Origin of the sequence: Dactylosporangium sp. CA-139114, from assembly GCF_050955725.1 — a bacterium.
Lineage (GTDB): Bacteria > Actinomycetota > Actinomycetes > Mycobacteriales > Micromonosporaceae > Dactylosporangium.
Map to the genome: position 1 here is coordinate 6,282,264 of NZ_CP192080.1, position 26,353 is coordinate 6,308,616.

General features: G+C 71.9%; 22 protein-coding genes. 5 read left to right on the top strand and 17 right to left on the bottom strand.

Going from position 1 to position 26,353, the window contains the following annotated elements; genetic code table 11:
* The first annotated feature begins 464 nt into the window (after positions 1 to 464).
* Together ACQP2P_RS27710 and ACQP2P_RS27715 are read left to right on the top strand one after the other, a co-directional pair.
* Positions 465 to 2,282 carry a hypothetical protein gene (locus ACQP2P_RS27710; RefSeq protein ID WP_433605577.1) on the top strand — a complete coding sequence of 606 codons (1,818 nt, stop codon included), beginning with the start codon at positions 465 to 467 and terminating at the stop codon, positions 2,280 to 2,282.
* A 160-nt stretch (positions 2,283 to 2,442) separates the two neighbouring features.
* The gene (locus ACQP2P_RS27715) at positions 2,443 to 3,426 is read left to right on the top strand and encodes an alpha/beta hydrolase family esterase (RefSeq protein WP_433605579.1); all 984 of its coding nucleotides are present in this window, start codon (positions 2,443 to 2,445) and stop codon (positions 3,424 to 3,426) included.
* A 278-nt stretch (positions 3,427 to 3,704) separates the two neighbouring features.
* Here the strand turns inward: ACQP2P_RS27715 and ACQP2P_RS27720 are convergent, their stop codons facing one another.
* From ACQP2P_RS27720 to ACQP2P_RS27790, 15 genes are all read right to left on the bottom strand, one after another.
* A complete protein-coding gene (locus ACQP2P_RS27720; RefSeq protein WP_433605581.1) occupies positions 3,705 to 4,907 on the bottom strand; it encodes a glycosyltransferase family 87 protein in 1,203 nt (400 codons plus the stop codon).
* 116 nt (positions 4,908 to 5,023) lie between these two features.
* Entirely contained in the window at positions 5,024 to 6,853 is a 1,830-nt protein-coding gene (locus ACQP2P_RS27725) for a ricin-type beta-trefoil lectin domain protein (RefSeq protein WP_433605583.1), read from the bottom strand.
* Positions 6,854 to 6,989: 136 nt separating this feature from the next.
* Positions 6,990 to 9,209, bottom strand: coding sequence for a putative bifunctional diguanylate cyclase/phosphodiesterase (locus ACQP2P_RS27730; protein WP_433605585.1), 2,220 nt, complete (start codon positions 9,207 to 9,209; stop codon positions 6,990 to 6,992).
* Positions 9,210 to 9,266: 57 nt separating this feature from the next.
* Positions 9,267 to 10,136: an SDR family NAD(P)-dependent oxidoreductase gene (locus ACQP2P_RS27735; protein ID WP_433605587.1), complete on the bottom strand. Its 870-nt coding sequence runs from the start codon at positions 10,134 to 10,136 to the stop codon at positions 9,267 to 9,269.
* Positions 10,133 to 10,852, bottom strand: coding sequence for an enoyl-CoA hydratase/isomerase family protein (locus ACQP2P_RS27740; RefSeq protein WP_433605589.1), 720 nt, complete (start codon positions 10,850 to 10,852; stop codon positions 10,133 to 10,135). The genes ACQP2P_RS27735 and ACQP2P_RS27740 overlap by 4 nt, the downstream gene beginning before the upstream one ends.
* Positions 10,849 to 11,172, bottom strand: a complete 324-nt coding sequence (locus ACQP2P_RS27745) for a VOC family protein (protein ID WP_433605591.1) — start codon at positions 11,170 to 11,172, stop codon at positions 10,849 to 10,851. The genes ACQP2P_RS27740 and ACQP2P_RS27745 overlap by 4 nt, the downstream gene beginning before the upstream one ends.
* A complete protein-coding gene (locus tag ACQP2P_RS27750; protein ID WP_433605593.1) occupies positions 11,169 to 12,152 on the bottom strand; it encodes an LLM class flavin-dependent oxidoreductase in 984 nt (327 codons plus the stop codon). The genes ACQP2P_RS27745 and ACQP2P_RS27750 overlap by 4 nt, the downstream gene beginning before the upstream one ends.
* Positions 12,149 to 13,129 carry an enoyl-CoA hydratase/isomerase family protein gene (locus tag ACQP2P_RS27755; protein ID WP_433605595.1) on the bottom strand — a complete coding sequence of 327 codons (981 nt, stop codon included), beginning with the start codon at positions 13,127 to 13,129 and terminating at the stop codon, positions 12,149 to 12,151. The genes ACQP2P_RS27750 and ACQP2P_RS27755 overlap by 4 nt, the downstream gene beginning before the upstream one ends.
* 10 nt (positions 13,130 to 13,139) lie before the next feature.
* A complete protein-coding gene (locus ACQP2P_RS27760) occupies positions 13,140 to 14,129 on the bottom strand; it encodes an LLM class flavin-dependent oxidoreductase (protein WP_433605597.1) in 990 nt (329 codons plus the stop codon).
* The gene (locus ACQP2P_RS27765; RefSeq protein ID WP_433605599.1) at positions 14,126 to 15,559 is read right to left on the bottom strand and encodes a class I adenylate-forming enzyme family protein; all 1,434 of its coding nucleotides are present in this window, start codon (positions 15,557 to 15,559) and stop codon (positions 14,126 to 14,128) included. Before ACQP2P_RS27765 ends, ACQP2P_RS27760 begins: the two co-directional genes overlap by 4 nt.
* 169 nt (positions 15,560 to 15,728) lie before the next feature.
* On the bottom strand, positions 15,729 to 16,697 hold the full coding sequence (locus ACQP2P_RS27770; RefSeq protein WP_433605601.1) for an LLM class flavin-dependent oxidoreductase: 969 nt from the start codon (positions 16,695 to 16,697) through the stop codon (positions 15,729 to 15,731).
* Positions 16,694 to 17,776, bottom strand: coding sequence for an LLM class flavin-dependent oxidoreductase (locus ACQP2P_RS27775; RefSeq protein WP_433605603.1), 1,083 nt, complete (start codon positions 17,774 to 17,776; stop codon positions 16,694 to 16,696). Before ACQP2P_RS27775 ends, ACQP2P_RS27770 begins: the two co-directional genes overlap by 4 nt.
* Before the next feature lie 72 nt (positions 17,777 to 17,848).
* Complete coding sequence (locus tag ACQP2P_RS27780; protein ID WP_433605605.1) at positions 17,849 to 18,775, bottom strand: acyl-CoA dehydrogenase family protein; 927 nt, start codon at positions 18,773 to 18,775, stop codon at positions 17,849 to 17,851.
* Positions 18,776 to 18,789: 14 nt separating this feature from the next.
* Positions 18,790 to 19,941, bottom strand: a complete 1,152-nt coding sequence (locus tag ACQP2P_RS27785; protein ID WP_433605607.1) for an acyl-CoA dehydrogenase family protein — start codon at positions 19,939 to 19,941, stop codon at positions 18,790 to 18,792.
* Positions 19,928 to 21,460 (bottom strand): AMP-binding protein, encoded by a 1,533-nt coding sequence (locus tag ACQP2P_RS27790; RefSeq protein WP_433605609.1) that lies wholly within the window; start codon positions 21,458 to 21,460, stop codon positions 19,928 to 19,930. Before ACQP2P_RS27790 ends, ACQP2P_RS27785 begins: the two co-directional genes overlap by 14 nt.
* Before the next feature lie 86 nt (positions 21,461 to 21,546).
* On the opposite strand from ACQP2P_RS27790, the gene ACQP2P_RS27795 reads away from it, so the two are divergent.
* Entirely contained in the window at positions 21,547 to 22,527 is a 981-nt protein-coding gene (locus ACQP2P_RS27795) for an MBL fold metallo-hydrolase (protein ID WP_433605610.1), read from the top strand.
* A 725-nt stretch (positions 22,528 to 23,252) separates the two neighbouring features.
* Here ACQP2P_RS27795 and ACQP2P_RS27800 read toward each other — a convergent pair.
* Positions 23,253 to 23,540, bottom strand: a complete 288-nt coding sequence (locus tag ACQP2P_RS27800; protein WP_433605612.1) for a hypothetical protein — start codon at positions 23,538 to 23,540, stop codon at positions 23,253 to 23,255.
* 280 nt (positions 23,541 to 23,820) lie between these two features.
* Between ACQP2P_RS27800 and ACQP2P_RS27805 the strand changes: the two genes are divergently transcribed.
* Positions 23,821 to 24,315 carry a MarR family winged helix-turn-helix transcriptional regulator gene (locus tag ACQP2P_RS27805; protein ID WP_433605614.1) on the top strand — a complete coding sequence of 165 codons (495 nt, stop codon included), beginning with the start codon at positions 23,821 to 23,823 and terminating at the stop codon, positions 24,313 to 24,315.
* 367 nt (positions 24,316 to 24,682) lie between these two features.
* Positions 24,683 to 25,522 (top strand): NAD-dependent epimerase/dehydratase family protein, encoded by an 840-nt coding sequence (locus ACQP2P_RS27810; RefSeq protein WP_433619294.1) that lies wholly within the window; start codon positions 24,683 to 24,685, stop codon positions 25,520 to 25,522.
* Between the two features lie 198 nt (positions 25,523 to 25,720).
* On the opposite strand, the gene ACQP2P_RS27815 is transcribed toward ACQP2P_RS27810, so the two are convergent.
* The gene (locus tag ACQP2P_RS27815; protein ID WP_433605616.1) at positions 25,721 to 26,188 is read right to left on the bottom strand and encodes a GNAT family N-acetyltransferase; all 468 of its coding nucleotides are present in this window, start codon (positions 26,186 to 26,188) and stop codon (positions 25,721 to 25,723) included.
* Between the last annotated feature and the right edge of the window lie 165 nt (positions 26,189 to 26,353).

Sequence of the window (26,353 nt, forward strand, 5' to 3'; positions counted from 1 at the left end):
GCTCACGTCCGGCGTGCGCGCCGCCGGCGTCCGCAGCCGGCGCGTCCGCGGCGTCTTCCAGCACGCTGTGGCCGCGACACGTTATTCGTACAACACGACCCGCGGGTTTGTCCGGCTATTCAGGACTCTCTTCGCCGATCCTCCCCTTCGCGCGACGGCGGTCTGATACAAACCTGGTTGTAGATGCCTTGGGCTGAACCGCCGCGGACCCTTCCGCGATCGGCGAGACGCCCGCAGGGCACAGCGCGTCCGAGGTGCTGGGTTCCAGCCGGACCGCCAATGCCGCACCGCCCGTCGGCACGCACCCTTCCCGCCCGCTCGGCTCGGGGTGCGCACATCGCTGTACCCGTCATCCGCCCGCGACGGCAGCCGCCCCTGCCCGTCGCTGGATCCCTTATCTCTCAGCCCTTTTCGACGTCCGCGCGGCTGCCGCCGACGGACCTGTACCTGATGAGAGGACAAGCATGCACAGGATCCGGTTCTTCGCCCGATCTCTGCTACCCGCCGCGATCCTGGCGGCCATCCCGGTGTTCGTCGCCGCGCCGGCCGCCAGCGGTGCCATCACGGCCCAGACGGCGCGGGCGGCCTCGGCGCCGGAGCTGCTCGCGAAGGCCACGCCGGACGAGTGCTTCGCCGGCATCGGCCAGCCGTACCCGCCCGGGCCGCCCTGCCAGGAGGGCAAGGCGAAGGTGAACCAGTCCTACGTGTGGGGCCTGGCCCAGTCGGGCGACCGGGTCTGGTTCGGCACGGGCGCCAACGTCCAGTGCCTCACGCTCGGCACGAGCCTCGCGCAGACGACGCCGACCCAGAACGACGACTACGTGTGCGAGTACGGCTCCAGCCAGCTGGGCAACCAGCTGACCCAGAAGATCGGCGGCGTCGGGGGCAAGCTCGGCAACCTCAAGGACAGCTTGGGCAGCGCGGGCAGCCTGGCGGCGGGGCTGGGCGACTGGCGCGCACCGAAGGTGTACGTCTACCAGACGTCGGCGAAGAAGCTGACCGACAAGACCGCCGACATCAACAACGCGTCCAGCAACGACAGCATGCGGCTCAACACGACCGTCGGCATGCGCGCCGCCGGCACGTACAACGGCGTGGTGCTGCTCGGCGGCCCGGGCCTGCTCGGCATCAACCTCTTCGCCTTCGACAGCAACTCGGGCAAGTACCTCGGGTCGACGACCCTCAACACGTACGGCAACATTCGGCACTTCGTCGTGGCCGACGGTGCGCTCTACGCCGGTGTCGGCATCGGCCCCGAGGGCCAGGGCGGCGGCGCCGTGCTGCGCTGGACCGGCAACAGGTCCAACCCGTTCAAGTTCACGACGGTGGGCTACCTGCCGTCGCAGGTCGCGGATCTCGTCGTGCACCAGGGCCGGCTCTTCGTCACCACCTGGCCCAGCGCCGGTGGGAGCACGAAGGCGACCGCGGCGGGCCTGTGGATGAGCGCGCCGCTGGCCAAGGGGCAGCGCGGCCTGACCAAGGACGACGCCGGCAGCTGGCGGCAGGTGTGGGGCGTGAGCCAGTACGAGCCCGACCCGATCGTGGCCAAGACGTACGGCCTCGGCTCGCTGGCCTCGTACGGCGGCTACCTGTACTGGGGCACGATGCACGTGCCGCTGCAGGCCACCGCGGCCATGGTGAAGCAGTACCCGCCCGCGAACGACCAGCAGGGTGGCCTCGCCGTGAAGAACACGCAGCGCACGGTCAGCATCTTCCGCGCCGCCGACTTCGACAAGGGCCGCCCGACGGTCGACCTGCTCTACGGGGCGTCGCAGCTGCCCGCGTACGACCCGAAGGCGAACAACGGGGCCGGCGCCTGGCACCTCGCCTCGACCGGCTACACGCCCAAGTGGGGCTCGTCCGGGTTCGGCAACGTCTACAACAACTACACCTGGTCGATGGTGGTCGCCGGCGGCTCGCTGTACGTCGGCACGATGGACTGGGGCCAGATCAGCCAGTACGCGCCCGCGAAGGCGCTGCCGGGGGTCCGGGCCGCGTTCGGCACGCCCGACCCGAAGACCTACGGCGCCGACCTGTGGGCGTTCGACAGCCCGCAGTCGCCGGCCCGCCCGGTCGACACCACGGGGCTCGGCAACTACTTCAACTACGGCGTGCGCAACATGGTGGCCGACGGATCGACGATCTACCTCGGCATGGCCAACCCGATGAACCTGCGCACCGACAAGGGCGACAACGTCCCCGAGGGTGGCTGGGAGCTGATCCGGCTGCGCGCCACCGGCAACAACCGGCCGGCGGCCTACCGTCCGGGCCGGGGCCACTGACCGCTCGGGCATGCGGCATCCATGTCCCGCCGGCCGGTCAGCGCACGGCGCCGACCGGCCGGCGGCCACCACCGACGAGGCACGCGTTGCCGGGAGAGGCGGAGGCCTCATGCATTGGCCAACCAGCAGTACCGCGTCCGTCAGGCGTACCGTGTGGGCGGTGGCGGCCGCGTGCGCGATCATCGTCCTGATCGCCTGCGACGCGGGGCAGCCACAGGGGCGCGGGACGGCCACCCCGACCGCCCCGGCCACGACCAGGACGACCGCGGGCAAGGTCCGCAGCCCGGCCGTCGCCGTGGGTTCGACCGACCACACCATCACCGTCGGCGGCACGAAGCGCACCTACCGGCTGTACCGGCCGGCCAACCTGTCGATGTCGAAGCCGGTGCCGCTGGTCGTGATGCTGCACGGCGCGCTGGGCGACGGCGTCCAGGCGGAGATGGCGTACGGCTGGAACGCCGAGGCCGACCGCAAGGGCTTCGTGGTCGCATACCCCGACGGGCTGCTGCGATCCTGGGTCGTGAGCGGCGAGTGCTGCGGCCCGTCGGTCCGCGGCGGCGTCGACGACGTGGCGTTCATCAAGGACATGGTGGCGGCGGTCTCCAACGACCTGCCGATCGACCCGGCCCGGACCTACGCCACCGGGATCTCCAACGGCGGGATGCTCGCCTACCGGCTGGCCTGCGACAGCACCACGTTCGCCGCGATCGGGGTGGTGGCCGGCAAGCTGCTCGGGGATTGCCCGTCGCCGGCGCCCATCTCCGTGATCCACGTCCACGGCACCGGGGACGACATCGTCCCGTACGACGGCAAGCCGGGGAAGATGAACAACGACGGCATAGGGCTGATCCCGGTCAAGATCGACGGCGGCTCGGTGCCCGACCAGATCGCCGGCTGGCGGAAGACCGAGCGGTGTTCCGCACCGCAGGCGAGCACCAAGGGCTCGGTCACCACGTCGCTGGCCCACTGCCCCGGCGGGCGTGACGTCGAGCTGATCACCGTCGCGGGCGCCGGGCACCAGTGGCCGGGCGGCACCCCGATGCCGGCGGTGGAGAAGCTGCTCGGGCTGCCGCCGCCGTCGACGGCGCTGAACGCGACCGACACGATCTGGCAGTTCTTCAGCGCCCATCCGCGCAAGGGCTGAGTGCGATCTCAACCGGCCGCCGGTCGGGATCTCGGCCTCGAGTGCCGTTGCGTGGCCGGCCGGGCTGGAGATCTCCAGCCCGGCCGCCGAGCGCGGCAACGCGATCGCGGAGGCCGGCGAGTCCCGAGCCGCGGCGCACGCCGGCGCAGCAGGGTGGGTTCGGGCCGGCCGACCGGCACGAGCAGGGTGCCGAGGCCGGTCTGACCAGGACCCCGACCAGGTAGATCGTCCCTCGCGAGTCCTCGCGAAGGGACGAGGAGGGTCGGGGTCCTTTTCGTTCAGCCCGGGGACGACGTGGCCGCGAGCCGCTCCGGCTCGCGCGCGGCCGGCTGGACCGGCAGTTCCGGGCGGGGCGGGGCCGGATCGCCGCGCAGGGTGCGCACCAGCAGCAGGGTACCCGCGACGACCATCCAGGCGAGGGGCTTGGCCGCCTGCCGATACCCGGCGTGCCCGCCGTCGAGGAAGTCCACGCCGATGAACTGCAGTGGACGCACCAGCGGTACCGATGCGACCCAGAACCACACCGAGCGGGCCGCGGAGCCGCGGACCACCACGCTCGCGACCAGCGGCAGGAGCACCACCAGCGGGTAGTAGCCGAACGCGGGGGTGCTCACCAGGAACGTCCCGATCATCACGATCGCCGACGTGTCGACGAGGCGCAGGCGCTCATCGCCGCCGTTGCGCCAGCGCAGCACCGCGGTGGCCACGGCGACGGCAAGCACCGCCACCCGCACGACGACCAGGGGCGCGCCGTCGATGCCGATCCGGGGCAGCATCGCCGGCAGCGACGAGTCGTAGGGCCGGGCGAACTCGTCCTGGCCGCCGAGCAGGAACGGCAGCGTCCGGGTGAAGAACAGCTCCGGCTCCGGCAGCAGCGGCGTGACCACCGCGCAGGCGACGACCGGGATCCCGGCCGCCGCGGCCAGCCCGCGCCACTTGCGGGCGAGCAGGAACACCAGCCCGATCGGCACCAGCATCGGCTTGACCGCGATCGACACACCGATGACCACGCCGGCGGCCAGCCATCGCCCGCGCCCCATGAGCAGCAGCGCGACCGCCATCAGGGCCGCCACCGGCGCGGTCCAGTTGCCCAGCTCGACGACGCTGACGGCCGGGTTGAACAGCGCGAACGCGGCGACCCCGGCGACCCCGAGCCACGAGCGCAGGCCGACGCCGAACAGCCGCAGCGCCGCCCACCAGCCGACCAGCAGCAGCACCGCCAGCCCCCACGGGAACAGCCGCTCCAGCTGGGTGTCGGACAGCGGGGTGAGGACCAGCGCGAACGGCACGCTCGACGGCGGGTAGAGGAACCGGTCCGACTCGTACGGCGAGCCGCCGCCGAGCAGCCGGCGCACCGCGTCGACCACGAGCAGGTTGTCCATGGTGTGCATCTGGCCGGTGAGCGAGATGCGCACCAGTTCCTGGACGAGCAGCGCATAGGCGCCAGCCAGCACGACCCAGGGCGCTCGGCTCTTGAGCATGGCGGGAGCCTAGCCATCCATCGGGTGAGCGCGGCGGGTGATGTTCCCGCTCGCCCGGGCTCCCCCGGCACGCGTGAGGTGGCCGCCCGGCCGGGCGGCCACCCACGTGCCGAACGTCAGACCAGCGCGAACTTCTGCGCCGCGCTGCCGTTGCAGTCCCAGATCTGCAGCCGCGTGCCGTTGCCCGTCGCGCCGCTCGGCGAGTCGAGGCAACGGCCCGACTGCGGGTTCTTCAGCGAGCCGTCGGCCTGCTGGACCCAGTTCTGCCCGCCGACCCCGTTGCAGTCCCACAGCTCGACCTGGGTGCCGTTGGCCGTACCGTTGCCGATGATGTCCAGGCAGCGGCCCAGCGTGCGCAGCGAGCCGTTGGACTGGTGGAACCAGTGCTGGTCCACCGCGTAGGACTGGCAGTCCCACAGCTGCACCGCCGCCCCGTTGGTGCCCGAGTCGTCCGCGGCCACGTCGACGCACTTGCCGCCCGGGCCGTTGATCGTGCCGCCGCCGTTGACGGAGAACTTCTGCGCGCCGCTGCCGTTGCAGTCCCAGATCTGCAGCCGCGTGCCGTTCCCGGTCGCGCCGCTCGGCGAGTCGAGGCAGCGGCCCGACTGCGGGTTCTTCAGCGAGCCGTCGGCCTGCTGGACCCAGTTCTGCCCGCCGACCCCGTTGCAGTCCCACAGCTCGACCTGGGTGCCGTTGGCCGTGCCGTTGCCGATGATGTCCAGGCACCGGCCCAGCGTCGACAGCGAGCCGTTCGCGTTGTGCGTCCAGTGCTGGTCCACCGCGTAGGACTGGCAGTCCCACAGCTGCACGGCCGTGCCGTTGGCGCCGTTGTCGTCGCCGCTCACGTCCACGCACTTGGCGCCCGGACCGGTGATGGTCCCGGACGCCGCCGGAGCGCTGCCGCCGCCGGTGATCAGGAAGCGGTTGTTGGCGGTGTTCCAGTGCGTGGCCAGGTAGGACCCGGCCGGCGGGTTGGTGTTGAAGTAGTCGTCCTTGTTGCAGTCCAGCCGATTGTCCTGGGCCTGGTCCGCGCACACGACCCGCAGGACCGTGCCCGGCCCGTCGTTGTAGCACATGATGTCGTAGTCGTCCGTGCAGTGACCGTAGGCGGTGTGGTTCGGCGAACTGCTCATCACCGCACCCATCGCGTGCGTGGGCTCGTGCGCCGCCGGCCCCGAACCCCAGCACCCGGAGTCGACCCGGCTGAAACTCGCCCCGGAGTTGTTGGCGTTGTCCTGCCCCGGCCGGTCGTCCAGCGTCACGTACGCCACCCCGCACAGCGCGGTCGCGTCGACGTACATCAGGTACTTCCGGTCGGCCCGGTTGTACCCCTGCGCCTTGATCGCGTTGACGGAGTTGCCGAAGTCCGACAGCGACCCGTTGTCGATGGCCACGTCGGTGACCGAGATGTTGCACGAACCGTCGGTCACGAACCGGATGTGCCGCACCCCGCCGGTCTGCGCCGCGCTGGCACTGTAGATGTCGTCCACACCCTGCGTCCAGGTCCGGATCGACGCCACATACTGGCTGTACCGATCCGCGTTGCCCGAACCGTGGATGTAGAGCACCTGCACCCGGTTCCCCGACTGCCCGTCCCCGTCACACACGATGCTCGCCGCACCCGCGGCCTGCACCGCACTCTTGGACTCCGCGAGCGGCGCCACCGACCGCGTCACATCGGTGCCCGCGAACGCCGCATCCGGCCCGTGCGTACACGCCCCCGCGACGCTCTTGAGCTCGAACAACCCCTTGCACCGCCCCGTACCGACCTTGAACCCGTCGTACACGAGACCCCGCGCATGGTCATTCGCCGGAATCGTCGGGTCCGGCGGCCCCTGCCGCTGCTGCTGCGCCCACGCGGGCGCCGTACCGATCCCCACGACCAGCAAAGCCCCCGCCACCATGGCAAGGACCTTGAGCCGCGGCCTGAACTTGATTCGAAACATGGGCATCTCCCGCTGGCGGACGGGTCAGGAACGCCCAGTGTGTCCCACTAAATCGCCACAGAACAATATCCAACAAGGAAATGTTGAAGTTTGTTGGCTGATCGCAGTGGCGTTGCGCAGGCGCCCGCTGGGTGGGTCAGCTCAGGCTCTCAGCGGTGGCCCCGAACAGCAGCCGCTCGACGCCCTCCGCCGGCAGCGGGCGGGCGAAGTGGTAGCCCTGGGCGTTGCGGTAGCCCAGCAGCGTCAGCTCCGTCGCCTGGTCGCCGTCCTCGATGCCCTCCGCGACCGTCTCCATGCGCAGGATCTGGCTCAGCCGGATGACGGCCTCGGCGACGGCGGCGCGCTCCGGGTCGCCGTTGAGCTCGGCCACGAAGCAGCGGTCGAGCTTCAGGATGTCGACCGGCAGACGGGTCAGGCGCTGCAGCGACGAGTAGCCGGTGCCGAAGTCGTCCAGGGCGACGCGCACGCCGCGGGCTCGGAGACGCTCCAGGTGCGGTACGGCGGTCTGCTCGTCCAGCAGGGTGCTCTCGGTGATCTCGAGGACCAGGTGGTGCGGGTCGAGGCCGGCGGCGTCCAGGGTGTCCAGGACGTCGTCGGCGAGGGTGTCGCGCTGCAGCTGGACCGGGGACAGGTTCACGCTCAGGTGCGGCGAGCGGCCGCCGGGCAGGTCGTCCCGCCAGCGGGTGACCTGGCGGCAGGCCTCGGCCAGCACCCAGGCGCCGATGTCGTGGATGGCGCCGTTCGCCTCCGCGGCCGGGATGAACGCGTCCGGGCCGAGCAGGCCGCGGGTCGGGTGCTGCCAGCGGACGAGGGCCTCCACGGCCACGAGCTCTCCGGTGACCAGATCCACGATCGGCTGGTACAACACCCGCATCTGTCCTTCGGACACCGCCCTCGTGAGGTCTCCGGCGAGCGGGGTCTCGGCCTCGGGCGAGTAGAGCGCCCAGCCGGGGGTGCCGCGGCGCTTGGCCGAGTACATCGCGACGTCGGCCTGGTGCAGCAGGTCGTCCCCGGCCGTGAGGCTGGTCGCGACGCCGATGCTGGCCCGCAGCCGCAGCGTGTGCCCGGACACCTCCAGCGGCGGCCGGCAGCCGGCCAGGATCCGCTCGGCGACGGCGGTGGCGTCCGCGTGGTCCCGCACGCCGGCCAGCACGACGGCGAACTCGTCGCCGCCGAGGCGGGCGGCCACGTCGCCGTCGCGGACGCTGTCGCGCAGCACGTCGGCGAAGGCGACGAGCATCCGGTCGCCGGCCTCGTGCCCGTAGGTGTCGTTGACCTGTTTGAAGCCGTTGAGGTCCAGCAGCAGCACGGCGAACTGCGCCCCGGTGCGCCGGCGGCGCTCGGCGGCCGCGGCGAGCACGTCGCGCAGCTGGATGCGGTTGGCGAGTCCGGTGAGGCTGTCGGTGACGACGAGGGAGTAGTTCTCCCGCGAGGCGAGGATCTGCCGGGCGGCGACGCCGGCCGTCATGACGAGGGCGCCGACGATCAGGCCGAGCCACGGGAACAGGCCGGAGCGGGCCGCGGCGACGACGAGCAGCAGGTAGCCCCCGGCGAGGGCGGCGTAGGGCAGCCAGGCGTTGCGGCGCAGCGGCCGGACGGCGTCCGTCCCGGCCACGGCGGGCCGCGGCTGCAGGACCGGCGCGAGCAGGATCAGGAACATCGGCAGGTGCAGCAGCGTCGGCACGAGCGCGTCCGGGCCGGTGTCGCGCACGCTGAAGTAGAGGAAGACGGTGTCGACCACCAGGTAGCCGACCGTCCCGCCCAGCAGCAGGATCAGGGGTGTCCGGGCCGCGCCGGCCGCGCCGCGCAGCAGCACCGTGCCGACGCCGACGAGCAGGACGACGTCGCCGACGGCGAAGAAGACGGCGCCGAGCCGCAGCGGGTCGAGCAGGCCGCCGCCCTGCAGGACGGGGCCGAGCACCAGGTACCACATCAGCATCGCGCCGGCGCCGAGCACGGTGGCGACGTCCATCGCGAGCTTCCAGCGCGCCCGGCGGCCCAGTGGCTGCGCGGCGAAGGACAGCAACCCCAGCAGCAGCACCGGCGTGGCCAGGGTGCGGGGCACGATCGCCAGGACGGTCGCCGGGCCCCAGGACTTGTCGCCCGTCGTGAACGCGACCGAGAACCCGATCCCGGCGACGATGAGCAGGCCGAGGGCCGCGCTGGTGTACCGGTACGCACGGAGGCGGCGGGCGGCGCGCAGGTGCAGGACCAGCGCGACGACCTCCAGCGTGCAGATCGAGATGCCGGCCGCCCCGGTGTTGTTCACATCACCGAGGCGGACCACCACGAGCGCGGCGAACAGCAGGCACGCCGCGAACAGCAGGCCTCGGCCCCGGACGGCGGCTCTCGTCACGCTGAACACTGTCTGGCTATCGGCGCCCCCGGCCCCGGTTCAAGGAAAACATCGGCGCTACCGCGGGGCCATCCGCAGCGCGCCGTCGAGGCGGATGACCTCGCCGTTGAGGTAGTCGTTGTCCACGATCGACAGGACCAGCTTCGCGTACTCGTCCGCGGTGCCGAACCGGTGCGGGAACGGCACGCCGGCGGCGAGGCCGGTGCGGTACTCCTCCGACACCGTCTGCATCATCGGGGTCTCCATGATGCCGGGGGCGATCGCCATCACCCGGATGCCGTACTGCGAGAGGTCCCGGGCCGCGGGCAGCGTCAGCCCGGCGATGCCGCCCTTCGAGGAGGAGTACGCGGCCTGCCCGATCTGGCCGTCGAACGCGGCGACGGAGGCGGTGTTGACCACGACGCCCCGCTGCCCCTGGTCGTCGGGCTCGGTCTGGGCGATGTGCTCGGCCGCGAGGGTGAGCACGTTGAAGCTGCCGATGAGGTTGACCTGGATGACCTTCGCGTATTTGGCGAGGTCGTGCGGGCCGCAGCGGCCGAGGATACGCTCCGAGGGGGCGATCCCGGCGCAGTTGACGACCGTGCGCAGCGGTGCGGGGCCGCCGGCCACCGCAGCGACGGCGGCGCGGACGGAGTCGGGATCGGTGACGTCGACCACGAGCCCGTCCTCGGTGGACGGCTGCAGGTCGAAGCCGTAGACCTTGGCGCCGCGAGCGGTCAGGGCGGCCGCGGTGGCGGCGCCCAGACCCGAAGCGGCGCCGGTGACGATGGCGGCGGTGCCGGCGAGTTCCATATCGACCAATATTCCTTCAACGTCGGTGATGCGCAGGCCCGCGTGGGCCTCGTAACGGCGGTTGACGCAGATCAGGGTAGCGGTGAGCGCCCCGGCCCGATGCGCGAGCATCGCGCACCACGATCGTACGGTCACGAACGGTCACGGAAGAATTCCTCCACGAGCGCGGCGTGCTGCGGGGTCCGGCCCAGCGCGACCTGCTCCCGCGCCTCGGCCCGCAGCGTCTCGGCGAGCGCGGCCGCGGCCAGGAGCCGCTTCGAGGCCGCGACGGCCGGGGCGGAGGCGCCGGCCAGGCGGGTCGCCAGCTCCAGGGCGCGCGGCTCGACCTCCTCGGGCGGCACGACGTCGCCGGCGAAGCCCCAGCCGACCGCCTGCTGCGGGGTGAACGGCTCGGCCAGCAGGATCAGCCGCGCCGCGCGGGCGTGGCCGACGGCCCGGGTGAGGGTGAGCGACAGGCCCGAGTCGCAGGTCAGCCCGATCTTGGTGAACGCCGTCGCAAGCGTGGCGGCGCACGACCACACCTGCAGGTCGCAGGCGAGCGCGAAGCCGAGGCCGGCGCCGGCGCAGGTGCCGTTGACGGCCGCGACGACCGGCTTGGGCATCGTCGCGAGCAGCGTGGTGATCGGGTTGTAGTGGGCCTCGACGGTGTCGCCGGCCGAGGCCGGGTTGTCGCGCAGCGCCGCGGCCAGCTCGTTGAGGTCCTGGCCGCGGCTGAAGACGTCCCCGGTGCCGGTGAGCACGACGGCCCGCACGCTGTCGTCGGCGGCCGCCTTGCGCAGCGCCTGCAGCAGCTTGAGCTTCGCCGTCAGGGTCAGCGTGGGGCCCTCCAGGCGGACGACGGCGACGCTCATGCGGGGAGCCTCTCATAGAGCACGACCGGGTTTCCCGCCGGATCGCTGACGAGCGCCCGGCGCTCGTGCGGGCCGGTTTCGACGACGGCGCCGGGAACGTTCGCCAGGCACGCGTCGAGGTCGTCGACCTGGATGCTCAGCACGACCCGGCCCGGGACGGGCTGCTGGGAGGCGTCGGCCAGGCCGATGGTGACCGTGCCGTCGGTCAGGGCCGCGTAGCGGTCGCCGTCGCGGAACCGGGTGGTGAGGCCGAGGCCGGTGTAGAACGCCTCCTGGGCGTCGAGGTCCCCGGCGGGGACGATCAGGTGGCCGATCTTCATGCGCGCAACCTCGGCATGACCTCGCGGGCGAACCGCTCGACGATCTCCATCGAGCGCTCGATCGGCAGGCCGAGCCACTGCGAGCGGAACACGAAGTGGTTGTAGCCGCCGGCGGCGAAGTCGGTGATCTTCGCGGCGATGTCGTCGGGCGAGCCGAAGAAGAGGGCCTTGTGCTTGATGCCCTCCCACTGCGACTCGAAGTAGTCCATGCCGTACTGGACGTACTCGCCGTAGGAGCGCCGCACCGCCTCCCCCGCCAGGGCGTAGGCCTCGTCGAAGGAGTCGGCGACGCACAGGTCCCGGTGGATCGGGAAGACCGCGCCCTGCTCGGGGTGCCCGGCCGCGGCGCGCTGCTCGCGGTAGTCCTTGAGGTTGCCGACGGCCCAGTTGCGCCGCACGTTGGACGGGGCGAGCCAGGGCAGCCCCTGCTTGGCGATGCGGGCGATGCCGATCGGGCCGTTGGCGCCGACCCACACCGGCGGGCCGGGCCGCTGGGCCGGCAGCACGCTGCAGCGCACGCCGTCCAACTGGAAGTGCCTGCCGTCGTACTTGACCGGCTCCCCCGTCCACAGCCGCTGCATGACCTCGAGGGACTCGTTCATCCGCGACACCCGCGTGCGCCGCTCGACGCCGAAGGACGCGAACTCGTCCTCGCGGTAGCCCGAGCCGATGCCGAGCACGAACCGGCCGCCGGACATCTGGTCGATGGTGGCGATCTCCTCGGCCCAGTGCACCGGGTGGCCCAGCGGCAGGATGAGGATGCCGGTGCCGATCTGCATGGTGCCGGAGTGCTCGATGAGCCGGGACAGCAGCGGCAGCGGCTGCGGGGTGCTCAGCGACGACAGGTAGTGGTGGATGCCGAAGACCGAGTCGAAGCCGAGGTCGCGCACGTGCTGGACGTACTCGACCAGTTCGCCGGTGCGCCGCTGGATGTCGTCGCCGGGCTCGTACTGGTGGTCCAGCAGGATCCCGAACTTCACTTGGTGTCGTCCTGCTGGGAGCGGGACTGGCTGAGGCGGAAGTACGGGGCCACGAGCCGGTCGCGGTCGGCGAGGGCCTGCGCGACGCCCTTCTCGCGCCGCTCCTTGAGGAAGTTCCAGTCGCCGTCCTCGAAGCTGACGTTCGTCGCCCAGCCGTGCCCGACCCAGCCGGTCATCGCGCCGAGGCCCTTGCCCCGGGCCTCCATCACGATCTGCATCATCGACTTGCCCATCATGAGCGAGTCCAGCGGCATGACGGCGATGGCGTCGGCGTAGTCGTCGACCCACCGCTGCAGCTCGTGGCGCTCGACGACCTTGGTGACGAGGCCCTTGCGCTCGCCCTCCTCGGCGCCGATCGCGCGCATGGTGAGCATGACGTCCTTCATGGTCGTCAGGCCGACCTTCTCGATCCAGTGGTACATGTCCTGCGGGCCGGGGCCGAGGTAGCGAAACGCCGGGTGGGTGAAGCGGGCGTCGGGCGTGGCGATGACGATGTCCGCGGACAGCGCGATCTGGAAGTGCCCGCCGTAGCAGTACCCCTGCACCTGGCAGATCGTGGCCTTCAGCGACTCGATGATCGGGCGGGTGAAGCCGGAGCTGAGCACGTTGCGGTCGGGCAGGATCCGCTGACGCTGGGCGGGGCGGCGCCGCGAGGCCTTGTCGGTGCCGGACTTGTAGCCGATGTAGTGGCCCAGCTCGGAGGCGTCGGCGCCGGTGCCGAAGTGATCCCCCTCCCCCTTGAACACGATGACCTTCACGCGGTCGTCGGTCTCGGCCTCCCGCACCAGGTCACCGACGCGCTCGAAGGCGGCCACGGGGATCGCGTTGAGCCGCTCGGGGCGGTCGAAGGTGATGGTGGCGACGGCCCGCGCCTCGTCGACGTCGTAGCGCACGTACTTCGCGAGCACCTCGGGGTCGACTTCCATGTTCTCGACGTCCCACTGGTGCTCCAGCAGCTCGGCTTCGGTCTTCTTCACGGCGTAGTCCTTAGTGGTTGAAGGCGGGGAAGACTTCCTTGGCGAACAGGCGCAGCGACGCGCGCACCCGCTCGGCCGGCAGGCCCATCCAGCCGGGCCGGAAGATGAGGTGGTTGAAGCCGAGGTCGCGCAGGTGGCCGATGCGCTCGATGAGCATCTCCGGCGAGCCGAGCAGCAGCGTGTTGAGGACGAGCTCGTCGAAGCGGTCCCGCTGCCAGCGCAGGGCCGGGTACTCGGCGTAGGTGGCGTACTCGCTGCGGGCGTGCGGCAGGCCCTCGGCGACGGCCTGCTCGGTGCTCGGCGCGCAGTACAGCTCGACGCCGACCGGCCGCTCGACGTGCACGGTGTCCTTGCCGTACTCGGCCAGGGCCGCGTCGTAGACGGCGATGTGCTCGGGCAGGAACCTCTTGCTCGGCGCGTTGCCGGGCGCGTACCAGGCGTCGCCGAGCCGGGCGGCCCGGCGCACGGCCCGCTTGCCGCCGGCCCCGACCCAGATGGGCGGGCCGCCGGGGGTGCGCGGGCGGATGCCGATGGTGGCGTCACGCAGCGGGAAGTACTCGCCCTCGTGGGTGACGGGCTCGCCCGACCACAGGGCGCGGATCACCCGCAGGCTCTCGTCCATGCGCCGGAACCGAGTGTCGGGCTCGACCCCGAAGGCGGCGAGCTCGTTCTCCCGGTAGCCGGCCCCGACGCCGAGGATGACCCGCCCGCCGGAGAGGTGGTCGAGGGTGGCGAACTCCTCGGCCACGTGCACCGGGTGGAACAGCGGCAGCAGCAGGATGCCGGTGCCGATCTGCATCGTGCCGGTGCGCGGGATGAGCGCGGCCATCATCGAGATCGGCTGCGGGGTGGCGAGGTTGGACTGGAAGTGGTTGATCGTCCAGACCGAGTCGTAGCCGAGCTCGGCGGCCAGCTCCACCGTGCCGAACAGCTCGCTGAGGTGCTTGCCGAGGTCCTCGTCGTGGGGGTACTGGTGCGAGGCCATGATGCCGAATTTCATGCCGTGGCCTCCTTGGTGCGGCTGACCTTGCCGGCCGCGCTGCGCTCCAGCGCGGGGACGAACTCGATGCGCCGCGGGGTCTTGAAGTGCGCGAGGCGGTCCCGCGCGAAGGCGACGAGCCGCCCGGCGAGCTCGTCGTCGGAGACGGCGGCGTCGGCCTCGCGCACGACGAGGGCGACGGGGATCTCGCCGAGGCGCTCGTCGGGCCGGCCGAGCACGCGCACGTCGTGCACGAGCGGGTGCCCGCGCAGCTCGTCCTCGATCTCCTCCGGCCACACCTGGAACCCGCCGCACTTGATCATGTCGCGCTTGCGCCCGACGAGGAACAGCACGCCGTCGGCGTCCACGTACCCGGTGTCGCCGGTGTGCACCCACCCGTCGCGGACCAGCTCCCGCGAGGCGGCGTCGTCGTCGACGTACCCCTTCGTGAGCTGCGAACGCACGACGACCTCGCCCTCCTCGCCGACCGGGAGCGCGGTGCCGTCCTCGGCCCGGATCTCCAGCTCGACACCGGGGTAGACGCGGCCCGCGGAGCCGGGCTTCCACCGGCCCTCCCGCATGTCGCGCCCGGTCCAGCCGGCGATGTGCCCGGCCTCGGTGGAGCCGTAGTTGACCAGGATCGGCACCCGGTAGCGCTCCTCGAACGCCTTGCGCACCGGCCAGGAGATCGCCTGCCCCGCGACGAGCACCGACTTCACGCCCTCGAACGGCAGGTCGCGCTCGGCGTGCACGATGTCGAAGACCATCGTGGGCAGGAAGAAGAAGTTGTCGAACCGGAACCGCTCCATGAGCGTGGCGAGCCGGTCGACGCCGAAGCGCTCCCAGACCACGGCGGCGCGGCCGACGTGGAACGCGAACAGCAGCGAGTGCTGCCCTCCGCTGTGGAACAGCGGCAGCGCGATGAGGTTCGGCTTGGCGCCGGGGGCGGCGGTGAGCTCGGCCTCGGTGCCGGTGGAGACCTTCGCCAGCCGGGCGAGGGACGCGCGGGTGCCGCCGTGGGTGACCGAGACCGCCTTGGGCCGGCCGGTCGTGGTGCCGCCGGTGAACAGGATGCAGGCCTCGGCGTCGGGCTCCACGCCGGCCGCGGGGACGTCGGCCTCGCGGGTCCAGCCCAGCGTGCCGTCGCGGATCAGCAGGCGGGGGTTGGTCTTGGCGACGGACTCGGCGAGCTCGTCGGCGTTGTAGAGGCTGCTGATCGTCACCGGGACGGCGCCGAGCTTCCAGGCGCCGAAGAGGAAGAAGGCGATCTCCGGGCCGTTGGTGAGGTGGCAGGCGACCCGGTCGCCGGGGCCGACGCCGGCCTCGCGCAGGTCCTCGGCGACCCCGCCGGCGATGCGGTCGACCTGGGCGAAGCTCCAGCTGCGGCCGTCCTCGCCGTAGAGGCCGGGCCGGTCGCCGCGCTTTTCGACCAGGCGCGCGAGATTGCTCATGCCGACACCTCCGCAAGCTCCGGCGCCGGCATGAGGAAACTGTGCATCTGATGAGCGGCCCCTCCGCTCCGCTCCGGACCGCTCATGCCGACACCTCCGCAAGCTCCGGCGCCGGCACGAGGAAACTGTGTTTCATGATGAGCGGCCCCTCCGCTCCGCTCCGGACCGCTCATGAGCGCACCTGCGGGATGACCTCGGCGCCGAAGCGGGCGATCTGCTCCATGGTCTCCTCCTGGCCGGCGCCCACGAACTGCAGGCGCAGCGACACCTCGGTGATGCCGAGCACGGCCTCCCAGCGGCGCAGCTTCGCCACGATCTCGTCGGCCGCGCCGACCAGGCAGTCCTCGGCGATGTACCGGTCGACGTCGATGTTCTGGGCGTCGTCCCACGACTTGTAGCCCGCGTACTGCCGCTGCAGGTCCGGGCGGACCGCGGCGGCGGCCTGCTCGTAGGAGTCGCCGATGTACGCCTCGCGGCTCATGGGCTGCTCGACCGGCCGGCCGCCGCGCTCCTCGTGGTAGACGTCCAGGAGGCGCTTGAGCTCGTCGTCGTTGCCCTTCGGGCCGATGAGCCACGGGCAGTCGAGGCGGGCGGCGCGGCGGATGGCGGGCTCCGCGAACGCGCCGATCCACAATGGAGGGCCGCCGGGCTGGACCGGGCGCAGCGCGAGCGAGGCGCCGGGCACCTCGCCCCAGGAGCCGGCGGCGTCGACGGTCTCGCCGTTCCAGAGGGCGCGCAGCAGCGGGACGTACTCGCGGATGCGGCGCAGGCGGTCGTCCCAGGCGACGCCGAACGCGGTCGTCTCGCGCTTGCGGTATCCGGCGCCGATGCCGACCGTGAGCCGGCCGTTGCTCAGCACGTCGAGGCTGGCGAGGTCCTCGGCGAGACCGATCGGGTTGTGCAGCGGCGCGAGCAGGACGGCGAAGCCGATCCGGACGCGGGTCGTGGCGTGGGCGAGGTAGCCGGCCAGCGGGACGGGCTGCACGAACGCCGACTTCGCGAGGTAGTGGTGGCCGAGGTAGACGGCGTGGAAGCCGGCCGCCTCGGCCGCGGCGGCCTGAGCCATGACGTCGTCGATGCCGGCCGAAGGGTCGGCGGACGGGTCGAACTGAGCGCTCAGGAAGCAGCTGATCTTCACCCGACGACCGCCTCGGCGGCCGGCTCGACGGCGTCCTTGGCGCGGAAGTGCGGGATGACCTTGGTGGCGAACTCCTCCATCGACCTGAGCGCGGCCTTGCGCTCCAGCGACGGGATGCGCAGCCAGCCGATGTAGTGGTTCACGCCGAGCTGCTCGCCGAGCATCTCGATGGTCTCGATGACGCGCTGGGCGGAGCCGAAGTTGCCGCCGTGGGTGAGCGTCTGCTCCAGGGTGAGCAGGTCGATGTTCTTGGCCACGGCCGCGTAGTACTTCTTCTCCTGCTCCATGGCCTCCTCCGAGCCGGGGATGACCTTGCCGACCGACTTGTAGTAGTGCAGCGCGGCCTGGGCGGCCTCCCGCAGGCCCTCGTCGCCGTCGCCGACCCAGACCTGCTGCATGAACGGCACGTCGTAGGCGGCGATGTCGAACCCGTTGTCGGTCATGGCCTGCCGGTACAGGTCGTAGTTCTTCTGCATGATGCCCAACGGCGTGAAGTTCGGCGACGTGATGATCGACTCGCCGACGGCGCCGCGGTCGCGGAAGCTGTCCGGGGAGACCGTGCCCTGCAGGATCGGCGGGCCGCCCGGGGTGTACGGCCGCGGGTAGGTGGTGATGTTGTCGTAGGTGAAGAACTTGCCGTGGTACGAGAAGCTCTCCTGCGACAGCGCCAGCCGCAGGACCTCGAGGGTCTCCTGGTAGCGCTCCTTGGACTCGGCGAGCGGGATGCCGAAGCCGGCGAACTCCGAGGGCTGGTAGCCGCGGCCGACGCCGATCGAGACGCGGCCGCCGCTGAGCACGTCGAGCGCGGCGATGTCCTCGGCCAGGCGCAGAGGGTCGTGCAGGGGCAGCACCAGCACGGCGGTGCCGATGGTGATCCGCTTGGTGCGCTCGGCGACCGCCATGCCGAAGTGCACCGGGCTGCCGAGGATGCCGTACTTCGAGAAGTGGTGCTCGGCGAGCCACACGGAGTCGAAGCCGAGCTCGTCGGCCAGCCCGATCTCCTCGAGCGTCTCGCGCAGGACCTGGTGGTCGGACACGCCGTCGCCCACCGGGAACAGGTTCATGATGCCGAACTTCACGACGTCTCCCAAACTATTCCGACCAGCCGGTATGTTAATGCCACAAGAGCCTGACCTGCAAGATGTCGACGGTTACCGGCGGCGAGACTGGACCCGCAGCTCGCCCGTGCGGCGCCGGTGCCACGACCCGCGTCCGCCCAGCGCGTCCAGCACGAAGGCGCGGCGCAGGTACAGATGCGGATCCGCCTCCATCGTGATGCCCATGCCGCCGTGGACCTGGACGCAGCGCTCGGCCGCGAAGACCGCCGCGTGCCCGGCCGCCGCCTTGGCCGCGTGCACCTGGATCGCCGCGTCGGGCCGGCCGTGCTCGACCGCCCAGGCCGCGTACAGCGTCAGGTCCCACGCCGCCTTGCGCGCCACGGCCGCCTCGGCGAGCTGGAACGCCACACCCTGGAACGAGCCGATGATCCGCCCGAACTGCCTGCGGGTGCGGGCCTGCGCGGCGGCGAGCTCGATCGCGCCCTGGGCCACCCCGCACAGCTGCGCCGCGAGGACCAGCACCGCCCGCTGTGTCGTGTCCGTCGGCACCGGGTCGAGCGCGACGCCGGACAACGGCACCGACGGGTCGAACGAGCGCCGCGGGGTGACCTCGGCGGCATCGACGAGGCGGTCCCCGACCGCGAAGCCGTCGGCCTGCTCGGCGTAGGCGGCGAAGGAGTCCAGCACCGGGGTGAGGACCCGGCGGCCTTCCAGCACGTCGGCGGGCAGCTCGGTGCCCAGCAGCAGCTGCACGGCGGCGGCGTGGGACGGGAAGCGGCTCGGCACCAGCAGCTCGCCGAGGACCTCGACGGCGACCATGAGGTCGATCAGTGCGGAGCCGACGCCGCCGGCGGCCTCGGGGACCCCGAGCAGCCCGAAGTCGCGCAGCAGCGGCGCGTCGCAGGACGGCGCCCGCCACGGGGCGTTCAGCGCGTCGCGGGCGGTGAAGTCCGCGGTCTCCGCGACGGCGCGGACGGTCTTGGCGATCTCCAGCTGTTCCTGGGTGAAGGTGGCTCGCATCGCACCGGCTCCGCTCAGCGGGAGCGGGGCAGGTCGAGGACCCGCTCCGCGAGGATGGACTTCTGGACTTCCTCGGTGCCGCCCTCGATCGTGTGGGCGCGCGAGCGCAGGTAGCGGCGCATCCGGGCGGCGGCGCCGTCGCCGTCGAGCAGCACCCCGCCCGCGTCGTCGAGCTGCACGGCGAGGCGGTTGGCCCGCTGGACGGTCGCGGCCCAGAGGCTCTTGAGCGCCGAGGTCTCCGGCCCGGGCACGCCCCCGGCCCGGCTCTCGCCGACCATGCGCATGGAGCCGATCCGCACCGCCTCGGCGTCGCACTGCAGCTGCCCGACGGTGTCGAGGAAGGCGACGTCGCCGTCCATCCCGCGCTCGATGGCGAGGTCGACGATCCGGTCGACGGCCTGGCGGGCCCACACCCACAGGTTCAGCGCCATGCTCCCCCGCTCGAAGGCCAGGGTGGTGAGCGCGACCTTCCAGCCGTTGCCGACGCCGCCGAGCACGTCCTCGTCGGGCACGAACACGTCGTCGAGGAACATCTCGTTGAACTCGGTGTCGCCGTTGATCATCACCAGGGACCGGACGGTGAACCGGTCCATCGGCGCCAGGAGGTAGGAGATGCCCTGGTGCTTCGGCGCGTCGGGGTCGGTGCGGGCCAGCAGCAGGCACTTGGACGCGTTATGCGCGTTGGAGGTCCAGATCTTCGACCCGTTGACGAGCCAGCCGCCGTCGACCTTGCGCGCGGCGGTGCGCAGGCTGGCCAGGTCCGAGCCGGACTCCGGCTCGCTGAAGCCCTGGCACCAGTACGTCTCCCCGGACAGGATCGCCGGCAGGTGCCGGGCCTGCTGCTCGGGCGTGCCGTGCGCGATGATCGTGGGGCCGGCGAGCATCATGCCGACGCCGTTGAGCGGGTACGGCGCCCCGCGGACCGCGGCCTCCTCGTTGAAGATGGCCTGCGCGAGGGCGTCCAGCCCGCGCCCGCCGTGCTCGACCGGCCACGACAGCCCGGCCCAGCCGCCCGCGCACAGGCGGTCCTGCCAGACCCGCGACCACGACTCGCGCTCGTCCTGGCTCAGCTCCTCCTGGTCCGGCACGTCCGCGAGCGCCCCGTCGAGCCAGTCCCCGACCTCGCGCCGGAACGCGAGATCGGCCTCGCTGTCATCGAAGTCCATGCGATACCTCCAGCCGTGCCTTGTAGAGCTTGCCGTTGGGGTCCCGGGGCAGGGCGGGGCTCACGACGTACGACACCGGCCGCTTCGGCTTGGCCAGCCGCTGCTGCAGGTGCGCCCGCAGCCCCGCCACCGCCTCGTCCGGCTCCGGCGCGCCCTCGCGCAGCACGATGTGGGCCTGCGGGACCTCGCCGAACTCGGGGTCGGGCGCACCGATGACGGCCGCGTCCGCGACCCACTCGTGCGCGACCAGCTCGGCCTCGATCTCGGCCGGGTACACGTTCACGCCGCCGACGAGGATCAGCTCCGCGGCCCGGCCGGTGATGTAGAGGAAGCCGTCGGCGTCGACGTGGCCGACGTCCCAGACGGTCATGAGCCCGTCGCGGCGGGCGCCGTCGGTCTTGCCGGGGTCGTTGTGGTACTCGACCCGGTCCTCGCCCTGGCGCATGTAGACGATCCCGGTCTCGCCCACCGGCACCTCGTGCCCCTCGGCGTCGAGGATGCGCAGCGTGGAGATCGAGGCCGGGCGCCCGACGGTGCCGGGGTGGGCGAGCCACTCGTGCGGCCGCGCGATCGTGGTGCCGACCTCGGTGGAGCCGTAGTACTCGTACACGACCGGCCCGAACCAGTCCATGATGCGCTGCTTGATCTCCCGCGGGCACGGGGCGGCCCCGTGCAGGACGTACCGCAGGGACGAGATGTCGTGCCGCTCCCGCACCCCCGCGGGCAGCTGCAGCAGCCGGTAGAAGTGCGTGGGCACCATGCTCGTGCCGGTCACGCGCTGCTGCTCGACGCGGCGCAGGAAGCCCTCCGCGGTCCAGCCGTCCATCAGCACCATCGTGCCGCCGGCGTGCAGCGCGCCCATCGCCGGCGTGATGTTGGCCGAGTGGTACAGCGGCGCCGAGACCAGCCAGCTGCCGAACGCGGGCCGCTGCATGCCGAACTCCTTGAACAGCCACACATAGGTGAGCGCCCCGGTGTCGGCGTCGATCCCGCTCAGCGGCCGCTTGACGCCCTTCGGCCGTCCCGTGGTGCCGGAGGTGTACATCATGAGCGAACCCGCCGGCGTCTCGGCCGGACTGGTCTCGGGCATTCCCGCGGTGAGCTCTTCCAGCGCGGCGGCGTTCGTCGGCTCGCCGTCCACGTAGACCTTCACGCCCGGCCCGGCGGCGGCCGTGGCCACGGCCTCGACCCGATCCGAGGCCACCACGACCTTGGCCCCGCTGTCGCGCACGATGTACTCGACCTCGGGCTCGGTCAGGTGGTAGTTCAGGGTCACCAGGTACAGGCCGGACTGCATCGCGGCGAGGTACAGCGCGACCACCCCCGGGCTGTTGGTCATCACGGCCGCGACGGTGTCGCCCACCTCGAGACCTTCGCGCGTGCGCAGCCCGTGCGAGATGCGGTTCACCTCGGCGTAGAGCTCGCCGTAGGTGATCCGCTGATCGTCGGCGGTCACGATCGCGCACAGGTCCGGCTCGGCGGCGGCCCAGAGCCGGAAGCCGGTCCGCTCGTCGCTCATCGTCCGTCCTCCTGCACTTGCGGTTGCTTGAGTTTGATTCCGACCATCCGGTATGTTTGCGCCAACAGTAAGGGAGCGCTCCGACGATGTCCATACCCGCGACCGAGGCGCACGAGGCGAGCTACCGCGCCCGTGAGGTGCCGGAACCCGCCCAGGTCGTGCCCGGTGTCTGGGCCGTGCCGATCCCGCTCAACGGCCACGCCCTGCGCTCGATCACGGTCTTCCTCGCCGAGACCCGCGACGGCCCCGTGCTCATCGACGCCGGCTACGCCCACTCCTCGTGCTGGGCCGCGTTCCAGGCCGCGCTGGCCGTCATCGGCCACCGCATCGAGACCATCCGCGCCGTGCTGCTCACCCACAACCACCCCGACCACGTGGGCTTCGCCGACCGCGTGCGGGCCGCGTCCGGCGCCACCGTCGCCATGGGCCGGGCCGACGACTTCGCCACGGTGCGAGTGGACCGCGGCGGCTTCCTGGAGCAGCTGCGCCGCTCCCTGGACCTGACGGGCGCCCCGGCGCCGGTGACGGACGCGATGTACACCGAGGCCCTGGACGTCGCCAAGCACCACGAGTCCCTGTCGCTGGACGTCCTGCTGTCCGCAGAACAGGAGTTCGACTTCGGCGACGTGACGATCCGCGCCGTCCCGGCCCCCGGCCACACCTACGGCCACACGGTGTTCCTGGACTCCCGCGGCGTCCTGTTCACCGGCGACACCATGATGGCCGAGGGCCCGACCCAGCTGGCGATCGTGAGCCGGCCCGCCGACGACCCGGCCGGCGACCTCCTCGCGACCCTGGACCACCTCGCCGGCCTCGGCGCGGCCATCGCCTGCCCGGCCCACCAGTTCCCCTACGAGCACGTGGCGACGCGCGCGGCCGAGCTGCGCGCCTTCCACGCGGCGGAGGTCGAGCAGGTGCGCGCCCTGGCCGACGAGGGCGCGACGGCGTGGACGATCGCGCCGCGGCTGACGTGGAAGAAGCCGTGGGAGCTGCTCGGCCCGGGCACCCGCCGCTTCGCCCTGATGCACACCCTGGCCCTGCTCCGCCACGTCCAGCGAACCCGGTAGCGCCACACCGGCACCGTCGGCGTCAGGCTACGCAGGCGCGGCCAGGGTGCGGTCGATGCCGGCCGCTTCGCACTCCGCGGCGAACCCGGCCGGCGGCTCGGCGCCGCCCCCTGTCAGCGACTCCTGCCGCACCCGGTCCACGACGTCTCGCGCTCCGCCGGCGCCTTCAGCACGCCGGCTGAACGGCACCGGGCAGCACCGGCGATGCGGCCCGGGCGATACAACGGGACTCCCGAGCCGATCGGCGGCACGGTCATCCGGAGCTGAACGGGACCGACGCGCGGTCTTCAGGCACCGGCTTCACCGGACCCGATGTCGAACGGTGCTCGCAGCCGACTCCGGGCGGCCTCGCTCTCGTCGGGCGCAGGCAGAGGCGGCTGCGGTGTTTCGGTCTCCGGTACCGCCAGAAAGGGCGACCTGTCCGGCACGGGCGGGCGGGCGGCATGCGGAGACGCTGCCGTATCGGTCATGTTCGGCTCCAAAATGAGATGAGCGGGTGCAGGTGCGGCAGCCGAAGTGCCCGACGCCCAGGGATACCGGCCGCGCGGCGGCACAGCATCAAGCTGAGCAGAGGCGACACCGCTCGCGGGGATCTCCGGCAACCACCTGCAGCTTACGCCCCAGCGTCCTGACGCCGGCCGCCCGGCAGGAGTGCGACCGCGTACCGGTCACGGTGTTCGTGGACGAACCTCCTGCCCGACGCTCCGTCATCCCGTCGGTCACGATCACCAGCTGGTCCCCGGCCCGCAACGCGACATCGGCGCTGACAGCGTCGCGGTCAGCGCACCGGCGACCCCGTGGCCCAGCGCATCGGTCACGATGCAATGCGGCAGGTCCCGCGCCAGGGAGTAGTCGAACGTGTCCCCGCCGATGCCCGCCGCCGGCTCCAGCCACCCGGACAGGGTGAAGGCGCCCGGCAGCAGCCGGCGCCGGATCTCCGCCGACAGGTTGCACGGCGTGGTGCGCTGCCCCCACGCGAACAGGTCCGTGTGCCGCCGGTTCGCGATCACCACGAACCCGAGCAGATGCGCGACGTACCGCCCGCCCGACGAGCTCCTCGACGCTGCCGCCGCCGTAGAAGTCGGCGGTGTCGAGCAGACCGGCCCCGGCGGGCGGCGTCGATCGTGGCCTCGGCCTTCGCCTCGTCAACCGGCCCGTACGATGCCCCCATGCCCACGGTGCCCAGCCCGATCTCGCTGATCGGCGGGCCGTTGCGACCCAGCGTCCTTCGCTGCATGACGTCTCCCTTCGATGGCGCCCGGGTTGTGGCTTGTGTGACGTTTTGGAGGAAACGTGGATGAGAAGCAGGTGATGCGGTTACTCACCGAGACCAGCAAGAAGCTGCGTGAGGTGGGGAGCGCGGTGCTGTACCCCTTCGGCGTGCGGCTCGGCCAGAACCTCCTGCTCGAGGAGTTGTGGAAGCAGGACGGCCTCACGCCCGGCGAGATCGCCGACCGTCTGCGCATCGCCGGCCCGACGGCCGTGCGCATGGCCCAGCGGATGGAGGCCCGCGGCATCCTCGAGCGGCGCCGGGACAGCCACGACGGCCGGCTCGTGCGCGTCTACCTCACGGCTTACGGCCGCCGCCTGCGCAAGCCCATGGACCGCGCGTTCGCCGATCTGGACACCCACGCGGTGGCCGCCTTGAGCCCGGCCGACCGTGACGAGCTCGCGCGGCTGCTCGGCCTGGTGCTGCACGGCCTGCGGACCTACCCGGTCCAGCGCACCGACTCCGTCGACGACGGTCACGACGACTCGCCGACCGCGTCCACGGAAAGCGCCGGATAGTCCGCATAGCCGCGGCCGTCGCCGCCGTAGAACGTCGACGGGTCGGGTTCGCACAGCGGGGTGCGGGTTGAGCATGAATGTCGAGGGCCACTGCGCGCGCAGCGACCTGGTCCGCGCCCGGTCGCCGACCTCGTAGACGTGCCGGAAGACCAGGCCGAGCGGCGCGATGGTGGCCAGCAGCAGGCAGTAGAGCGCGGCGGTGTCCGACTCCGACCTGTCCTGGAACCGGTTGCCGGGCGAGATCCGCAGCCCGACGCGGTGGGCGCACGCGGGATTCGCTAGGCGGCTAGTCTATGTCCGACTAGTGACCATTGCTACGATCGATGCTGATGACGATTCGCATCTCGCGGAGGTTCGACAAGTGACCATGCTCGTGACGGGTGCGACCGGCCGGGTCGGCAGCAGATTCGTTCCCTGGTTGTTGCAGCAGGGCCGGGAGGTCCGCGTCCTTGCGCGCGACGCGGCGAAGGCCCAGCCCCTCGCCGACCTCGGCGCGGACGTTGTGGTGGGCGACCTGCGCGACGCCGCAGCCGTGGACAAGTCGGTGGCCGGGGCGGCCGCCGTGATCCACCTCGGCGCCGTCTTCCGCGGTGTCCAGGCCGAAGAGATGCGCGTGGTGAACGAGGTCGCCACCGTTGACCTGGCCCGTGCTGCCCAGCGCGCCGGCGTGCCGCGCTTTGTTTACGTCGGCACCACGCTCGCCTACGGCGCCGGCCACGGCCGGCCCAACGTGGAGAGCGACGAGCTACGTCCCGGCCCGCGCGCCTACGCGGCCAGCAAGGCGGCGGCCGAGCAGGCGCTGACCGCGCTGCTGCGCGAGGAGGGCCTGCCGCTGAGGATCGGCCGCCTCTGCTTCGTCTACGGCGCCGGCGACCCGCACCTCGCCGAGTCGCTGAACTGGGCTCGGAAGTGGCCCCTGCACCAGCGCCTGCACCTGGTCCACCACGTCGACGTGAGCCAGGCCCTGCTGCGCCTCGCGGAGGCCGACGGCATCGACGGCAAGATCTACAACATCGGCGACGACGCACCGATCACCGCATGGGAGCTGCTGCAGGTCAACAACGAGACACCGGCCGAGGACGCGGCCACATGGGTGCTGGAGGACCCATGGGACGGCATCGCGGACACCTCGGCGATCCGGCGGGACCTCGGCTTCCGGCCCATTTACCCGACGCTGTACTCCGCGCGCGACGCCGGAGCCCTCTGACGTATCCAGACAACGGGGGGCCGTGCAGTGCGGGTCAGATCCGCTCCGCGGAGAGCCGCCAGCGCTGGGGAGCTTTGTGTTGACGGACTGGTCGGCCCTCGCGCGGGTGATCAGCCGGCGCGCAAAAGCACAGGTCAGATGGTGGGCCGCCAGCGACTCGAACCCTGAACCTACGGACTGGAAACGCCGACGTGGACGTCAGTCGGTGGCCGAGGCCAGGTTCAGCTTGAAGCCGACGTGGGTCGGGGCGAAGCCGAGCCGCTCGTAGAAGCGGTGCGCGTCGGTGCGGCTCACGTCGGAGGTGAGCTGGACGAGCTGGCAGCCGCGGGCGCGGGCCTCGTCGATCGCCCACTGCATGAGGGTGGCGCCGAGGCCGCTGCCGCGTTCGTCGCCGGCCACCCGCACGGCCTCGATCTGGCCGCGGGTGGCGCCGCGGCGGGCCAGACCCGGCAGCAGGGTCAGCTGCAGCGTGCCGACCGTGCGGCCGTCCCGCTCGGCGACGACGAGCACCTGGTTGGCATCGGCCACGACGGCGGCGAACGCCCGCTGGTACGGCGACAGGTCGTCGGGCGACTCGCGCCCGGCGCCCAGCGCGTCGTCCGCGAGCAGGGCCACGATCGCCGGCACATCCGCCTCGGTCGCCTTGCGGATCCGCACCTGCGTCACGCGTTGTCCTCCCGTGTTCACCCGGTACGCCCGCCGAGCATAGCGTCACGACAGCGATGGTCATTCATCGCTCGTGCCATCGCTCAGCCGGGCGCTCGAACCGATTGTTAGCATGGCGATCGGGTTGGGAGCAGCACGTGTCGGCGCTGGCGCAACGATTCTCCG

Bases quoted from the DNA above. Each gene is read 5' to 3' on its own strand.
- ACQP2P_RS27710 (WP_433605577.1), top strand. From the start codon at position 465: ATGCACAGGATCCGGTTCTTCGCCCGATCTCTGCTACCCGCCGCGATC.
- ACQP2P_RS27740 (WP_433605589.1), bottom strand. From the start codon at position 10,852: ATGAGCGTCGCCGTCGTCCGCCTGGAGGGCCCCACGCTGACCCTGACG.
- ACQP2P_RS27725 (WP_433605583.1), bottom strand. From the start codon at position 6,853: ATGTTTCGAATCAAGTTCAGGCCGCGGCTCAAGGTCCTTGCCATGGTG.
- ACQP2P_RS27810 (WP_433619294.1), top strand. From the start codon at position 24,683: ATGCTCGTGACGGGTGCGACCGGCCGGGTCGGCAGCAGATTCGTTCCC.
- ACQP2P_RS27745 (WP_433605591.1), bottom strand. From the start codon at position 11,172: ATGAAGATCGGCCACCTGATCGTCCCCGCCGGGGACCTCGACGCCCAG.
- ACQP2P_RS27720 (WP_433605581.1), bottom strand. From the start codon at position 4,907: ATGCTCAAGAGCCGAGCGCCCTGGGTCGTGCTGGCTGGCGCCTATGCG.
- ACQP2P_RS27785 (WP_433605607.1), bottom strand. From the start codon at position 19,941: ATGGACTTCGATGACAGCGAGGCCGATCTCGCGTTCCGGCGCGAGGTC.
- ACQP2P_RS27790 (WP_433605609.1), bottom strand. From the start codon at position 21,460: ATGAGCGACGAGCGGACCGGCTTCCGGCTCTGGGCCGCCGCCGAGCCG.
- ACQP2P_RS27780 (WP_433605605.1), bottom strand. From the start codon at position 18,775: ATGCGAGCCACCTTCACCCAGGAACAGCTGGAGATCGCCAAGACCGTC.
- ACQP2P_RS27765 (WP_433605599.1), bottom strand. From the start codon at position 15,559: ATGAGCAATCTCGCGCGCCTGGTCGAAAAGCGCGGCGACCGGCCCGGC.
- ACQP2P_RS27760 (WP_433605597.1), bottom strand. From the start codon at position 14,129: ATGAAATTCGGCATCATGGCCTCGCACCAGTACCCCCACGACGAGGAC.
- ACQP2P_RS27795 (WP_433605610.1), top strand. From the start codon at position 21,547: ATGTCCATACCCGCGACCGAGGCGCACGAGGCGAGCTACCGCGCCCGT.